General features: G+C 75.6%; 12 protein-coding genes. 4 read left to right on the top strand and 8 right to left on the bottom strand.

Annotated elements, in window-relative coordinates; translation table 11 throughout:
• Nucleotides 1–20: 20 nt before the first annotated feature.
• From KRAD_RS18895 to alaS, 4 genes are read right to left on the bottom strand one after another with little or no spacing between them, the layout of a single operon-like run.
• Nucleotides 21–881, bottom strand: coding sequence for a shikimate dehydrogenase (locus KRAD_RS18895; RefSeq protein WP_012087259.1), 861 nt, complete (start codon nt 879–881; stop codon nt 21–23).
• Nucleotides 882–891: 10 nt separating this feature from the next.
• Entirely contained in the window at nt 892–1,986 is a 1,095-nt protein-coding gene (gene mltG, locus KRAD_RS18890) for an endolytic transglycosylase MltG (protein WP_157873648.1), read from the bottom strand.
• 11 nt (nt 1,987–1,997) lie between these two features.
• Nucleotides 1,998–2,564 (bottom strand): Holliday junction resolvase RuvX, encoded by a 567-nt coding sequence (gene ruvX, locus KRAD_RS18885; RefSeq protein WP_012087257.1) that lies wholly within the window; start codon nt 2,562–2,564, stop codon nt 1,998–2,000.
• A gap of 9 nt (nt 2,565–2,573) precedes the next feature.
• Complete coding sequence (alaS, locus tag KRAD_RS18880; protein WP_012087256.1) at nt 2,574–5,255, bottom strand: alanine--tRNA ligase; 2,682 nt, start codon at nt 5,253–5,255, stop codon at nt 2,574–2,576.
• A 187-nt stretch (nt 5,256–5,442) separates the two neighbouring features.
• Between alaS and KRAD_RS18875 the strand changes: the two genes are divergently transcribed.
• Nucleotides 5,443–7,785, top strand: a complete 2,343-nt coding sequence (locus KRAD_RS18875; protein WP_012087253.1) for a glycoside hydrolase family 65 protein — start codon at nt 5,443–5,445, stop codon at nt 7,783–7,785.
• On the opposite strand, the gene KRAD_RS18870 is transcribed toward KRAD_RS18875, so the two are convergent.
• Nucleotides 7,786–8,352, bottom strand: a complete 567-nt coding sequence (locus tag KRAD_RS18870) for a type II toxin-antitoxin system PemK/MazF family toxin (RefSeq protein WP_012087252.1) — start codon at nt 8,350–8,352, stop codon at nt 7,786–7,788.
• Between the two features lie 16 nt (nt 8,353–8,368).
• Nucleotides 8,369–9,760, bottom strand: a complete 1,392-nt coding sequence (locus KRAD_RS18865) for a replication-associated recombination protein A (RefSeq protein ID WP_203417611.1) — start codon at nt 9,758–9,760, stop codon at nt 8,369–8,371.
• A 149-nt stretch (nt 9,761–9,909) separates the two neighbouring features.
• On the opposite strand from KRAD_RS18865, the gene KRAD_RS18860 reads away from it, so the two are divergent.
• The 3 genes from KRAD_RS18860 (at nt 9,910) to KRAD_RS18850 (ending at nt 12,569) form a co-directional block, all read left to right on the top strand.
• Nucleotides 9,910–10,668: a response regulator transcription factor gene (locus KRAD_RS18860; RefSeq protein WP_041292210.1), complete on the top strand. Its 759-nt coding sequence runs from the start codon at nt 9,910–9,912 to the stop codon at nt 10,666–10,668.
• 34 nt (nt 10,669–10,702) lie between these two features.
• Nucleotides 10,703–12,232, top strand: a complete 1,530-nt coding sequence (locus tag KRAD_RS18855; RefSeq protein ID WP_012087249.1) for a sensor histidine kinase — start codon at nt 10,703–10,705, stop codon at nt 12,230–12,232.
• Between the two features lie 115 nt (nt 12,233–12,347).
• Nucleotides 12,348–12,569 carry a hypothetical protein gene (locus KRAD_RS18850; RefSeq protein WP_041292209.1) on the top strand — a complete coding sequence of 74 codons (222 nt, stop codon included), beginning with the start codon at nt 12,348–12,350 and terminating at the stop codon, nt 12,567–12,569.
• Here the strand turns inward: KRAD_RS18850 and KRAD_RS18845 are convergent.
• Nucleotides 12,507–13,163 carry a phosphatase PAP2 family protein gene (locus KRAD_RS18845; protein WP_012087246.1) on the bottom strand — a complete coding sequence of 219 codons (657 nt, stop codon included), beginning with the start codon at nt 13,161–13,163 and terminating at the stop codon, nt 12,507–12,509. The genes KRAD_RS18850 and KRAD_RS18845 overlap by 63 nt on opposite strands.
• Nucleotides 13,160–14,956 carry an aspartate--tRNA ligase gene (gene aspS, locus KRAD_RS18840; protein WP_012087245.1) on the bottom strand — a complete coding sequence of 599 codons (1,797 nt, stop codon included), beginning with the start codon at nt 14,954–14,956 and terminating at the stop codon, nt 13,160–13,162. The genes KRAD_RS18845 and aspS overlap by 4 nt, the downstream gene beginning before the upstream one ends.
• Nucleotides 14,957–15,013: the final 57 nt, after the last annotated feature.

The following is a 15,013-nucleotide window of genomic DNA, read 5'->3' as shown; positions in this document are numbered from 1 at the left end:
TCCACCCCGCGGCAGCACCGTCAGGCGCGGGCCCGCTTGCGCAGCGCCGCCAACCCCGCGGCGCGCATGGCCTCGACCGGCCCCGCGCGCCCGGTCATGAGCTCGACCTGCGCGACGGCCTGGTGCAGCAGCATCTCGAACCCGCCGACGACGGTCCCGCCCCAGCGCTGGGCGAGGGGCGTGGGCCAGGGGGCGTAGACGACGTCCAGCAGCAGCGGCCACCACACGGGGCGGAAGGCGCCCAGCACGGCGTCGGCCATCGCGTCGGATCCGCCGATGGGGACGGTGGAGACGACGACGTCGGCGGACAGCGCGACGGGCAGCTCGGACCAGTCGCGGACCTCGACCTCGCCGCCGAGGCGGGCGGCGACGCCCTTGAGCTCCACGGCCCGGTCGGGGGACCGGACCACGACGACGGGGCGGGGGCAGCCGGCCTGCAGGAGCGCGACGACGGCGGAGCGGGCGGTCGCTCCCCCGCCCAGGACGACCCCACGCCGGACCCGGTCCGCACCGGCCTCGGCGAGCGCGGTGACCAGCCCGATGACGTCGGTGTTCTCGGCGCGCAGGCGGACCCCCCGCCGGCCGGGGGTGTTGCGCCGGTCCAGGCGGGGGGTGACGACGACGGTGTTCACGGAGCCGACGGCGCGGGCGAAATCGCTGACCTCGTCGACCAGCGGCACGACGGCCTGCTTCAGGGGCATGGTCAGGCTGAGCCCGGCCCAGGTGGCGTCGAGGGCGCCGACGACGGAGGGCAGGCGCTCCTCGTCGACCTCCAGGAGGTCGTAGCTCCACCCGTCCAGGCCGAGCGCCGCGTAGGCGGCGCGGTGCAGGGCCGGCGACAGCGAGTGCTGGATGGGGGAACCGCACACGGCAGCCTTCATCGCGTGGTTCTCACTGCCCCTCGGGGTGCTCCCGCAGGTACCGCTGGAAGAGCAGGACGTTGGCCTGGTGCTCGGCCGCGGTCGTCGCGAAGCGGGTCTCCCCCGTGGCGAGGTCGACCGTGACGAAGAACAGCCAGGGCCCCTCGGCGGGGGACACCGCGGCGCGCAGGGCGTCCTCGCCGGGGTTGCTGATGGGGCCGGCGGGCAGACCGGGGTTGCGGTAGGTGTTCCACGGCGAGTCGGTGGCGCGCTGCTCGGCGGTGGTCGTGACGACGTTGGAGGAGCCGACGGCGTAGCTGACGGTGGAGTCCAGCTGCAGGTTCATCCCGTCGGCGAGGCGGTTCTCCAGGACGCGCGTCACCTTGGCCATGTCCTCGGCGGAGCGGGCCTCCTTCTGCGCGATGCTCGCCTTCACGACGACGTCGCGGACCTGCTCGGGGGCGACGCCCAGGCTGTCGAGGACCTTGCCGGTCTGGGCGACCATCGCGCCGAGCAGCTCGACGGCCGTCTCGTCGGGGTCGACGTCGTAGGTGGCGGGGAAGAGGTAGCCCTCGACGTTGCCGCCGGCGGCGGCGGGCAGCCCCAGCGCGGCCGGGTCCGCGAGGGCCGCGCGGACCTGCTCGCCGGTGATGGGGGTGTTCTGCTCGATGAGGGCGAAGACCTGCTCGGCCCGCAGCCCCTCGGGGACGGTGAGCCGGCTGGTGACCTTCGCGGCGGGGTCGAGGAGGAGGGCGACGGCGGCGGCGGCCGACATGCGCTCCTTGAGCCGGTAGGTGCCCGGCTGGATGCCGGCCGCCCCGGGCTGGGCGGCCGCGGCGGACACGAAGGCGCTCTGCGTCTTCACCACCCCGGCCTCGACGAGGGTGCGCGCGATGGCGCGGCCGGTGTCGCCGGCGGAGACCTTGACGTCGACGCTGCCGGTGCCGGCGCCGTCCCAGTCGTCGCTCTCGGTGACGCGGGCGACGACGGGGCCGAGGGTGCCCCAGGCGGCCCAGGTCCCGCCGCCGACGACGGCGAGGGCCGCGACGAGCGCGACGAGGGCGCGGCGGCGGCGCACGCGACGTCGCTGCCGCGCGCCGGCCGAGCGGGTGTCGGGTAGATCCATCAGGTCCATCATCAGCCCTTGCCCTCCGTGGCGTGGGGACGTGCCCGCCCTCCCGCGTCCGCCTGCTGTTCCGTGCCGGTCCCACCCTGCCCGCGGTGACGGGCCTTGCGTCGGCCCTTCGGCCCGGCCACCACCCGTCCGGGGGCGTGGCCGGTGCGCTCCGCGTCCAGGGTCGCCTGGAGCAGCACGACCGCGGCGGCCTGGTCGACCACGGCGCGGAACTGCTTCTCCTTCAGACCCGCGGCGTGCAGCGCCCGGTGCGCGCCGACGGTGCTCAGCCGCTCGTCGACGAGTCGGACGGGCACCTCCGGGACGCTGCGGACGATCTTGTCGGCGTAGTCGAGCGCGCGCAAGGCCGCCGGCCCCTCGGAACCGTCCAGGGACAGCGGCAGGCCCAGGACGATCTCCACCGCGCCCCGCGCCCGCGCCTCCGCGGCGATCTCGGCGACGTCGGCGTCGTGCCCGGGGTCGCGGACGAGGGTCCGCACCGGCGAGGCGATCACCCCCGCAGGGTCGCACGCGGCGAGCCCCACGCGGACGCTGCCGACGTCGACGGCGAGTCGGACCCCCGGTCTCACGGGCGACCCTCAGACCGAGCCGGTGACGCGGGCGCCGACGAAGTCCTCGATCCCCTGCAGCGCGGCGGGGACCTTCGAGGGGTCCTGCCCGCCGCCCTGGGCGAGGTCGTCCTTGCCGCCGCCCCCGCCGCCGAGGGTCTTGGCCGCGGTGCGGACCAGCTCACCGGCCTTGACGCCCCAGCGGCGCGCCTCGGCGTTGGTGGCCACGACGACGACGGGGCGGTCCTTGGCGACCCCGGCGACGGCGACGACGCTGGGGCGCTCCTCGCCGAGGCGGGAGCGCACGTCCAGGACGAGGGTGCGCAGGTCGTCGGCGGAGACGGGACCGGCGTCGTGGGTGACGACGCGGACGCCGAACTTGTCGACCGGCTTCGCCGCGATCGTCGGGGCCAGGGCGAGGACCTGACCGCCGCGCAGCCGCGCGATCTCCTTCTCGGCGTCGCCGAGCCGGGTCAGCAGGGCGCCGATGCGGTCGGGCAGCTCCTCGGGGCGGGCCTTGACGACCTCGGTGAGCTGGTTGACGAGGAGGTGCTCGCGGGTGAGGAAGTCGAACGCGTCGGCGCCGACGAGGGCCTCGATGCGCCGGGCGCCGGAGCCGATGGAGGACTCCGACACGATGGAGACCAGCCCGACCTGCTGCGAGGTCAGGGTGTGGGTGCCCCCGCAGAGCTCCTTGGACCAGTCCTCCCCGATGGAGACGACGCGGACCTTCTCGCCGTACTTCTCCCCGAAGAGGGCCATCGCGCCGGAGTTCAGCGCCGACTCGCGGTCCATGACGGCCGCGGAGACCTCGAGGTCGTCGTGGATGCGCTCGTTGACGACGGCCTCGATGTCGCGCACGACGTCACCGGCGACCTGGGCGGTGGAGCGGTAGTCGAAGCGCATCCGGCCCGGCGCGTTCTGCGACCCGGCCTGGGTGGCGGTGTCGCCGAGGTGCTCGCGCACGACCTGGTGGACGAGGTGGGTCGCGGTGTGGGCGCGGCTGATGGAGCGGCGGCGCCCGGCGTCGACGACGGCGTGCACGGCGTCGCCCGCGACGAGCTCACCGCTGGTGACGGTGCCCTTGTGGACGTAGAGCCCGCGCACGGGCTGCTGCACGTCGCTCACGGCGAGGACCGCGCCGGAGGTGGTGGTGACGGTGCCGTGGTCGGCGAGCTGCCCACCGCCCTCGGCGTAGAACGGGGTGCGGTCCAGGACGACCTCGACGTCGGTGCCGGCCGGGGCGGAGGGGGTGGAGACCCCGCCCTGCAGGACGACGGAGATCCGCGCCTCGCCGGCGGCGGCCTCGTAGCCGGTGAAGACGACGGGGGCGGGCAGCTGCTCCAGCGTCGAGCGGTAGATCGCGAGGTCCACCCCGCCGGTCTTCTTCGCCTTGGCGTCGGCCTTGGCGCGCCCGACCTGCTCGGCCATCAGGGCGCGGAACCCGGGCTCGTCGACGCCCACCCCGGCCTCGGCGGCCATCTCCAGGGTGAGGTCGATGGGGAAGCCGTAGGTGTCGTGCAGCGCGAAGGCGCGCTCGCCCGAGAGCGACGACCCGCCGGCCGCCTTCGTCTGCGCCACGGCGGTCTCGAAGATGGCGGTGCCGGAGACGAGGGTGCGCCGGAAGGCGTCCTCCTCGGCGTACGCGACGGCGGAGATGCGCTCGAAGTCGCTGCGCAGCTGCGGGTAGGAGGCGCTCATGACCTCCATCGACGCGGGCAGCAGGTGCGGCAGGGCGGGTTCCTCGACGCCGAGCAGGCGCATGGCGCGCACGGCGCGGCGCACGAGGCGGCGCAGGACGTAGCCGGCGCCCTCGTTGCCGGGGGTCACGCCGTCGCCGATGAGCATGAGCGCGCTGCGGACGTGGTCGGCCACGACGCGCATGCGGACGTCGTCCTCGTGGACGGCGCCGTAGCGGCGGCCGGAGAGCTCCGCGGCCTTGTCGAGGACGGGGCGGACCTCGTCGATCTCGTACATGTTGTCGACGCCCTGCTTGAGGAACGCGACCCGCTCCAGCCCCATGCCGGTGTCGATGTTCTTGGCGGGCAGCTCGCCCTCGACGTCGAAGTCGACCTTCGTGCGCACCGCGGAGAGCTGGTACTGCATGAAGACGAGGTTCCAGATCTCGATGTAGCGGTCCTCGTCGGCCTCCGGGCCGCCCTCGGCGCCGTAGGCGGGGCCGCGGTCGAAGTAGATCTCCGAGCAGGGGCCGCCGGGGCCGGGCTGGCCGGTGTTCCAGTAGTTGTCGGCCTTGCCGCGGCGCTGGATGCGCTCGGCGGGCATCCCGACCTCGCGCCACAGCTGGAACGCCTCGTCGTCGTCGAGGTAGACCGTCGTCCACAGCCGCTCGGGGTCGAAGCCGAGGCCGCCGTCGGCCTCGGGGGTGGTCAGCAGCTCCCAGGCGAAGGCGACGGCCTCGCGCTTGAAGTAGTCCCCGAAGGAGAAGTTGCCGTTCATCTGGAAGAACGTGCCGTGGCGGGTGGTCTTGCCGACCTCGTCGATGTCGAGGGTCCGCAGGCACTTCTGCACGCTGGTGGCGCGCTTGTACGGCGCGGGCACCTGGGCGGTGAGGTACGGGATGAACGGCACCATCCCGGCGACGGTGAACATGAGGCTCGGGTCGCTCGAGACCAGCGAGGCGCTGGGGACGACCGTGTGCTCCTTGCGCTCGAAGAAGTCGAGCCACCGGCGACGGATCTCTGCCGTCTGCATCGGACGTGCCTCCTGCTGTGCGCGCTGGACGGTGCTGGGTGCTGCGGGGTGACGCTGCGCGGTGCTGCCGCAGCCCTCGACCCTACCCGCCCGCCCGCGGGCCCGGACGAGCTGGACGTGCGGGCGGCCCCGGGCGCTGCTCGGATGGGGCCACCGCCGCACCCGACGCCCCGGAGGAACACCCCCGATGCCGCACGCCCACCCCACCGACGACCCGGCCCGGCCCGCCGCCGGGGACCCGGCCGAGCCGCACGCCTGGGCGGTGCGCGAGGGCCCGCTGGACCTCTCCCGCCTGGAGCAGGTCGAGTCGCTGTTCGCGCTGTCCAACGGGCGCACCGGCGTGCGCGGGGGCCTGGAGGAGGGCGCCCCGGCCGGAGCCCCCGGGACCTACCTCAGCGGTGCGCACGAGGTGTGGCCGATGACCTACCCCGAGTACAGCTACGGCTACCCGAAGGTCCAGGAACGGCTCGTGCAGGTCCCGGACGCCACCCGCGTGGAGCTCTTCGTCGCCGGGGAGCGCCTCGACGTCCGCACCGGGGAGCTCACCGACCACCAGCGCGTCCTGGACCTGCGCAGCGGCACCCTGCAGCGGCACGTGCGCTGGACCTCCCCCGCCGGGCACCGCGTCGTCGTCGACTCCGAGCGCCTCGTCCCGCTGGACCGGCCGGGGCTGCTCGCCCTCGACTACGTCGTCCGCGCCGTGGACGAGCCCCTCGAGGTCGAGGTGCGCTCGGCCCTCGTCGCCAGCGAGCAGCTGCACGGGACGGTCACCTCCGCCCGCCACCGCGGCGGCGCGCTGCGCCAGCGCACCGACGGCAGCGGCCTGGCCGTGGCCGCGCACGTCGAGCACGACGTCGTCGGCCCGGCCGGGACGGAGGTCCGCACCCACGCCTCCGCCGACCGGGTGGTGACCAGCGCCCGGGTCCGGCTGGCGGCCGGGGAGGCCCTGCGGGTCACCAAGACGGTGGCGCTGGGCTGGGCGGGGCAGGCCGAGCGCGACGAGCTGGACGCCGAGCTGGCCGGCCTGCTCACCGACGGGGTCCGCGAGGGCTGGGACCGGCTGCGCCGGCAGCAGCGGGCCGTCCTGGACGAGTTCTGGACCCACGCCGACGTCGTCGTCGACGGGGACGACGAGCTCCAGCAGGCCGTCCGCTTCGCCCTGTTCCACGTCTTCCAGGCCGCCGCCCAGGGCACCGACCGCGGGATCCCGGCCAAGGGGCTGACGGGCACCGGCTACGACGGGCACACCTTCTGGGACACCGAGGTGTTCGTCATGCCGATGCTGAACCACGTCTGGCCCGAGGCCGCCGCCGACGCGCTGCGCTGGCGGCACCGGATGCTGCCCGCGGCGCGGGCCCGGGCCCGGGAGCTGGGTCTGGCCGGGGCGACGTTCCCCTGGCGCACCATCACCGGGCGGGAGAGCTCCGGGTACTGGCCGGCGGGCACGGCGGCGGTGCACCTCAACGCCGACATCGCCGACGCGGCCGTGCGCTACCTGCACGCCACCGGCGACGAGGAGCTCGCCCGCGAGGCCGTCGTCGACCTCGTGGTGGAGACCGCGCGCTCCTGGGTGGTGCTGGGCCGGGAGGACGCGCAGGGCCGGTTCCACGTCGACGGGGTGACCGGCCCCGACGAGTACAGCGCGCTGGTCGACGACAACGCGTACACCAACCTCATGGCCCAGGCGAACCTGCGCGCGGCGATCGAGCTGGCCGGGCGGTTCCCCGAGCAGGCCCGGGCGCTGGGGGTCACCGACGAGGAGCTGGCCGGCTTCGCCCGCCTGGCCGACGCCGTCCACGTCCCCCGCGACCCGGAGACGGGGGTGCACGCCCAGGACGAGGGGTCCACCCAGCGCAAGCGGTGGGACTTCGAGGGCACCGCGCCCGAGCAGTACCCGCTGGCCGACTCCTTCCCCTACTTCAGCCTCTACCGCAGCCAGGTCGTCAAGCAGGCCGACCTGGTGCTGGCGATGCACCTGCGCCCCGAGGCGTTCACGTGGGAGGAGAAGCGGAACGCCTTCGAGTACTACGAGGAGCTCACCGTCCGGGACTCCTCGCTGTCGGCGGCCGTGCAGGCCGTCCTCGCCGCCGAGGTCGGCCACCTGGCGCTGGCCGCGGACTACGCCCACGAGGCCGCCTTCGTCGACCTCCACGACCTGCGGGGCAAGACCGCGGACGGGCTGCACATCGCCTCCCTCGCCGGGGCGTGGCTGGCCCTGGTCGCCGGCTACGGCGGGATGCGCGACGCCGACGGGGTGCTGGCCTTCGCCCCGCGGCTGCCGGAGGGGTTGCGGGGCCTGCGCTTCCGCGCCCGCCACCGCGGTTCCTGCCTGGAGGTGTCGGTGACCGGCGACGAGGTCCGCTACACCGTGGTGGACGGGGAGCCCGTGCAGGCCTCCCACCACGGGCAGGGGTTCACCGTGGGGCCGGAGGAGGCCGTCGTGCTCGCCGTCCCCCCGCTGCCCGAGGACGTCCTCTCCCGACCGCGCCCGCGGCAGCCCGCGGGCCGGGGGCCGCGGCGCCGCCGCTGATCACCAGCCGTGCAGGCGGCGGGCCTCCCGCACGACCTCCTCGAAGCGCGCCCGGTCCAGGGCGGCCCCCTCGCGGCGGACGTCCCGCGGGGCCACGTGCAGCACCCGGTCCACGCGCACCTCGCTGGGGCGGCCCCGGCGGTCCCAGGGCCCGGAGCCGACGTCCACCCAGACCCGGCCGTGGCGGGCCTCGTCGGCGGCGTCGCGCGCGGTGGCCCCGGCGTGGTCCTTGCTCGTCATCATGAGGGCGACGAGGTCCTCCCCCGCGCGCCCCACGACGAGGACGGGGCGGTCCTTGCCGCGCCCGTCACCCTCCTCGAAGGGCACCCACGCCCACACGACCTCCCCGGGGTCGGGGTGGCCGTCGGCGCGGGGGGCGTACTCGACCCGCACCCCGCCGGGGACGACCCGCGCGCCCGCCCCGCCCCGCGGGCGGGGCCGCGCGGGGGCCGCGTCCGGGGTGGGCGGGACGCCGCGGGGGGCCGCGTCGCGCCGCTCCAGCTCGCGCAGCGCGGCACGGCCCCCGACGGCGAGCAGGCGGGAGAGGACGGATCGCAGACCGGGCACGCGGGCACGGTAGTGCTCAGCGACCGCGCAGGACCCGCCGCAGCCGGGCGAGGCGCTCGCGGAGCTGGTTCTCGAACCCCCGGTCGGTGGGCACGTAGTAGTCCTTGCCGACGAGCTCGTCGGGGGCGTACTGCTGCTCGGCGACCCCGGCGGGGACGTCGTGGGTGTAGACGTAGCCCTTCCCGTGCCCGAGCTTCCCGGCCCCGGCGTAGTGGGCGTCGCGCAGGTGCGCGGGCACCGACCCGCCGAGGCCGGCGCGCACGTCGGCGATGGCGGCGTTGATCCCCGCGTAGGCGGCGTTGGACTTCGGCGCCGTGGCGTTGTGCACCACGGCCTGGGCCAGGACGATCCGCGCCTCCGGCATCCCGATCTGGGCGACGGCGTGCATGGCCGCGACCGCGGTCTGCAGGGCCGAGGGGTCGGCCATCCCGACGTCCTCGGCGGCGGCGATGACGATGCGGCGGGCGATGAAGCGCGGGTCCTCCCCCGCCTCCACCATCCGCGCCAGGTAGTGCAGGGCGGCGTCCACGTCGGAGCCGCGCATCGACTTGATGAGGGCGCTGGCCACGTCGTAGTGCTGGTCCCCGGCGCGGTCGTAGCGCACGGCGGCGCGGTCGAGGGCGCGCTCGGCGTGGGCCAGGGTGATCCGGACCCCCCCGCCCGGGACGTCCCCGGCGGCGGGGGCGTCGTCCAGGGCGGTGCCGGCCGCGGCCTCCAGCGCCGTCAGCGCCCGCCGCGCGTCGCCGTCGGCGACCCGGACCAGGTGGGCCAGGGCCTCGTCGTCGACCGACACCTCCCCCGCCAGACCGCGCGGGTCCTCGACCGCCTTGCGCAGCAACCCCTCCACGTCCGCGGCGGTGAGCGGCTGCAGGGTCAGCAGCAACGACCGGGACAGCAGCGGGGTGACGACGGAGAAGTTCGGGTTCTCCGTCGTGGCCGCCACCAGCACGACCCAGCGGTTCTCCACCCCCGGCAGCAGCGCGTCCTGCTGGGCCTTGGTGAAGCGGTGGATCTCGTCGAGGAACAGGACGGTCTGGCGGCGGTACAGGTCGCGGTCGTCGCGGGCGGCCTCCACGACCCGGCGGACGTCCTTCACCCCGGCGGTCACGGCGGACAGCTCGGCGAACTTCCGCCCGCCGGAGCGGGCGAGGACGCTGGCCAGCGTCGTCTTCCCCGTCCCCGGGGGCCCCCAGAGGATCACCGAGGCGGGTCCGGCCCGGCCCAGGTCCCCGTCGGCGGCGAGGCGGCGCAGCGGGGAGCCCGGCTGGAGCAGGTGCTGCTGCCCGACGACCTCGTCGAGGGAGCGCGGGCGCATCCGCACGGCGAGGGGGGAACCGGCGAGCACGGCCGGGGTGCGGTCACCCGCGGGCGCGTCCCCCGCCGTCACGCTGGAGAAGAGGTCGGCCACGCGCTCAAGGTACGTGCTCGCCCGCGGGCGGGGGGACCGCCGCCCACGGGGCCGAGCGGGTCCCCCGCTGGTCCGTTCCAGTGACGATGCACAGGTCCGTCCCAGGGAATCCCGGGACAGCTGGCAGGGAGAGGACCGACGATCAGGACATGACCGCGTCCACCACCAACCGCCGCTCGGAACTGACCCGCCCCGACGGCACCGCCCTGCGGGTGCTCGTCGTCGACGACGAGTCCACGCTCTCGGAGCTGCTGAGCATGACCCTGCGCTACGAGGGCTGGGAGGTGCAGACGGCCGGCAACGGCCTGGACGCGGTCCGCGCCGCCCGCAGCTTCCGCCCCGACGCGGTGATCCTCGACATCATGCTGCCCGACATCGACGGCCTGGAGGTGCTGCGGCGGCTGCGCGCCGACGCCACCGACGTCCCCGTCCTCTTCCTCACCGCGAAGGACGCCGTGGAGGACCGCGTCGCCGGTCTCACCGCCGGCGGCGACGACTACGTCACCAAGCCGTTCAGCCTGGAGGAGGTCGTGGCCCGCCTGCGCAGCCTCCTGCGCCGCTCCGGCCTGGTCGCGGCCAAGCAGGAACCCGTCCTGGCGGTGGGCGACCTCGTCCTCGACGAGGACAGCCACGAGGTCACCCGGGCCGGGCAGGAGATCAGGCTCACCGCGACCGAGTTCGAGCTGCTGCGCTACCTCATGCGCAACCCGCGCCGGGTGCTGTCCAAGGCGCAGATCCTGGACCGCGTCTGGAACTACGACTTCGGCGGCCAGGCCAACATCGTCGAGCTGTACGTCTCCTACCTCCGCCGCAAGATCGACGCGGGCCGCAACCCGATGATCCACACCGTGCGCGGGGCCGGCTACGTCCTCAAGCCCGCCGACGGCGCGGTCGCCGCGGCCGGCTGAACCCCGGTCCCGACGCTCACGAGCTGACCCCCGGGTGCCCTCCCCCTCGCGCCGGCCGCGCCGTCCCCGGACGCTGCGCAGCCGGCTGGTGCTGACCACGAGCCTGCTCCTGGTCGCGGTCGGCCTCGTCATCGGCGGGGTCACCGCGGTGGCGCTGCACCTGTCGCTGACGGGACGGGTCGACGCCCAGCTCGACCAGGCCGTGGACCGGGGGCGGCGCGACGTCGGCGACCCGGGCCCCGGTGGGCAGGGCGGCCCGCCCGGGTCCGTGCCCGCCGCGGGGCGCTGCGTCGACGGCACCGTCCCCGCGTTCCGGGGGCCGGGACCCACCGACGGGACCCTGTACGCCCGGTTCGCCGGCGGGGACCTGCTCACCGGGCAGTCCGGCGTCCTCGACGAACCGCGCTCCACGGCCGGGAACCCCTGCGTCCGGCCGCTGACCGGCGCGCAGGCCCGGGAGCTCGAGGACGTCGCCGACGACGACGGGAGGAAGCGCACCGTCGACCTCGAGGGCCTCGGGCGCTACCGCGTGGTCTCGACGACGCTCCCCGACGGTTCCCGGCAGGTCAGCGGGGTCCCGCTGGCCGACGTGGACCGCACCCTGCTCACCGTCGTCGGCGTCGAGGTCGCCGCGATCCTGGGCGGGGTGGCCGTCGCCGCCGGTGCCGGGTCCGTCCTCGTGCGGCGCGACCTCCTCCCGCTGCAGCGGGTCGCGAACACCGCGGCGAGGGTCTCGGAACTGGAACTGGACCGCGGCGAGGTCGACCTGTCCCTGCGCGTCCCCGACGCCGACGGCAGCACCGAGGTCGGCAAGGTCGCGCTGGCGCTGAACCGGATGCTCGACAACGTCGGCTCCGCCCTGGAGGCCCGCCACGCCTCCGAGCAGCGCGTCCGCCAGTTCGTGGCCGACGCCAGCCACGAGCTGCGCACCCCGCTCGCCGCGATCCGCGGGTACTCCGAGCTCACCCGCCGCAGCCGCGACGTGACCGGGGGGCAGGTCCCCGCCGACGTCCTGCACGCCATGGGGCGCGTGGAGTCCGAGGCGCTGCGCATGACGGGCCTGGTGGAGGACCTGCTCCTGCTGGCCCGCCTGGACTCCGGGCGCCCGCTGGACCGCGGGCCCGTCGACCTCACGATGACCGTCCTGGACGCCGTGAGCGACGCGCAGGTCGCCGGCCGCGACCACCGGTGGCAGCTGGACCTGCCCGAGGAGGCCGTCGAGGTCGTCGGCGACGCCGGCCGGCTGCACCAGGTGCTGGCCAACCTGCTCGCCAACGCCCGCACCCACACCCCGCCGGGCACCACGGTCACCGTCGGGATCGTGCCCGACGGGGCCGTCGCCCACGTCGACGTCGTCGACGACGGGCCGGGGATCGCCCCCGAGGTCCTCCCCCGCGTCTTCGAGCGCTTCGTCCGCGCCGACTCCTCCCGCTCGCGCGTCGCGGGCAGCACCGGGCTGGGCCTGGCCATCGTCCAGGCCGTCGTCGCCTCCCACCACGGCACCGTCACCGTCGACAGCCGCCCGGGCCGCACCGCGTTCCGCGTCACCCTCCCCACCACCTGAGGGCGGGGTGGCGCGGGGCGACCGCGGCGGGCCCGGGCGCCGGTCCCGGGCCACGCACCGGGACCGCACAGGGAGCACCGGGCAGCCACCGAGGTGCGCCCCGCACCGTGGAGCCGTGACGCAGCGCACCCGCCTCCTCCGCCGGCTCCTCGCCGCGGGCCTCGCCGCCGGTCTCGGCGGCGTCGGTCTCGCCACCGCCGCCCAGGCCACCCCGACGACCGTCGGCACCGGGCACCGCACGCCCGTGCACGTCGACGAGGTCTCCCCGGTCGCGCTACCCGCGAGCCTCGGGACCGGGGGCACCCGGGGCACCCGGTCGGTCGCCGTCACCCTCTGAACGCCCGGGCCGGAGCACGGGGCGGGCCACCGCGGCGACGACCACCCCGGCCAGCAGGAACCCGGCCAGCACGTCGCTGGGCCAGTGCGCCCCGACCCACACCCGGTCCACCGCGACCACGGCGAGCTCCAGGACCCCCAGCGCCAGCGCGGCGCGCCGCCACCGGGGCGGGACCAGCAGCAGCACCGCGACCAGGACCACGGTGGCCGAGGCCAGGGCGTGCCCGGAGGGGAACGACCCGCCCCCGGCGGTGGTGAACCCCGCGTCCAGGGCCGGGCGCTCCCGGCCGAACGCGGCCTTGAGGGCGGGGGAGGCGAGGGCGGCCAGCGCCCCGGCCAGCAGCGCGGCCCGGGCGTGCCGGCGTCGCCCCCGCCGCCACACCGCGACGACCCCGGCCAGGCCCAGCAGGTACACCCAGACGGGCTGGGTCACCGCCTCCACCAGCTGGGCCAGGCGGGTCGGCCCCGGGTGGGCGCGGGCCGCGTCCACCGCCGCCGCGGACAGGGCCGCGTCCGCGCGCGCCGTGGCGCCCGTGGTCACGAGGACCGCGAGCGCCGCGAACGCGACGGCGCAGCCCAGCGCGGCGCGGCTCACGCCCCGGCGGGTTCTCCGGCGGCGGCCTTCTTCGTCTCCGGCTTCGCGTCGACCCCGGCCTCCTTGCGCTGCTGCGCGGTGATGGGCGCGGGCGCGGCGGTCAGCGGGTCGTAGCCGCCGCCGGACTTGGGGAAGGCGATGACCTCGCGGATGGAGTCGACCCCGGCGAGCAGGGCGACGACGCGGTCCCAGCCGAAGGCGATCCCGCCGTGCGGGGGGGCGCCGAAGGAGAACGCGTCGAGGAGGAACCCGAACTTCTCCCGCGCGTCGGCCTCGGAGATGCCCATGACCGCGAAGACGCGCTCCTGGACGTCGCGGCGGTGGATGCGGATGGAGCCGCCGCCGATCTCGTTGCCGTTGCAGACGATGTCGTAGGCGTTGGACAGCGCCGAACCGGGGTCGGTGTCGAAGGTGTCGACGACCTCGGGCTTGGGGGCGGTGAACGCGTGGTGGACGGCGTTCCAGCTCCCCTCGCCGATGGACACGTCGTCGTCCTCGGCCGCGGACTTGAACATGGGGGCGTCGACGACCCAGAGGAACGACCAGGCGCTCTCGTCGATCGCGCCGGTGCGGCGGGCGATCTCGGCGCGGGCGGCGCCGAGCAGGGCGCGGGAGGGGTTCACCGCTCCGGCGGCGAAGAAGATGCAGTCGCCGGGGTTCGCGCCGACGTGGGCGGCCAGACCGGCCCGCTCGGTGTCGGAGAGGTTCTTCGCCACGGGGCCGGAGAGCTCCCCGTCCTGGCCGACGAGGACGTAGGCCAGGCCGCGGGCGCCGCGCTGCTTGGCCCACTCCTGCCACGCGTCGAGCGTCTTGCGGGGCTGGGAGGCCCCGCCGGGCATGACGACGGCCCCGACGTAGGGGGCCTGGAACACCCGGAAGGTGGTGTCGGCGAAGAACCCGGCGCACTCGACGAGCTCGAGGCCGAAGCGCAGGTCGGGCTTGTCGGAGCCGTAGCGGCGCATGGCCTCCTCGTAGGTCATGCGCGGCAGCGGCAGCGGCACGTCGTGGCCGATGAGCTTCCACAGCGCGGCGACGATCTGCTCGCCCAGGGCGATGACGTCGTCCTGCTCGACGAAGCTCATCTCGATGTCGAGCTGGGTGAACTCCGGCTGCCGGTCGGCGCGGAAGTCCTCGTCGCGGTAGCAGCGGGCGAGCTGGTAGTAGCGCTCCATGCCGGCCACCATGAGCAGCTGCTTGAACAGCTGCGGGCTCTGCGGCAGCGCGTACCAGGAGCCGGGCGCGAGGCGGGCGGGGACGAGGAAGTCGCGGGCGCCCTCGGGGGTGGAGCGGGTCAGCGTCGGGGTCTCGATCTCGGTGAACGCGTGCTCCTCGAGCACCGCGCGGGCGGCGCGGTTGGCCGCCGAGCGCAGCTTCAGCGCGTTCGCCGGGCCGGTGCGGCGCAGGTCGAGGTAGCGGTGCTTCAGCCGCGCCTCCTCGCCGACGTTGAGGTGGTCGTCGATCTGGAAGGGCAGCGGCGCGGCCTCGGAGAGGACCTCCAGCGCGGTGGTGTCGACCTCGACCGCACCGGTGGGGATGTTGGCGTTGTCGTTGCCCTCCGGCCGCAGCCGGACGTCGCCGGTGATGCGGATGCAGTACTCGTTGCGCAGCTCGCGCGCGCCCCCGGCGTCGAGGATCTCGTCGCGGGCGACGACCTGCACGACGCCGGAGGCGTCGCGCAGGTCCAGGAAGGCCACTCCCCCGTGGTCCCGTCGACGCGCCACCCAGCCGGTGAGTGTCACGGTCTGTCCGGCGTGGTCGGCGCGCAGGCTGCCGGCCTCGTGGGTGCGGAGCACGGGGGGTCCCTTCGATCGTCAGTGCGCGGGAGTGCGCACCGACGATCCTACGGCGGG

Origin of the sequence: Kineococcus radiotolerans SRS30216 = ATCC BAA-149, from assembly GCF_000017305.1 — a bacterium.
Lineage (GTDB): Bacteria > Actinomycetota > Actinomycetes > Actinomycetales > Kineococcaceae > Kineococcus > Kineococcus radiotolerans.
The sequence above is the reverse complement of the archived record's forward strand: the minus strand, read 5'-3'. Positions and strand labels throughout refer to the sequence as shown.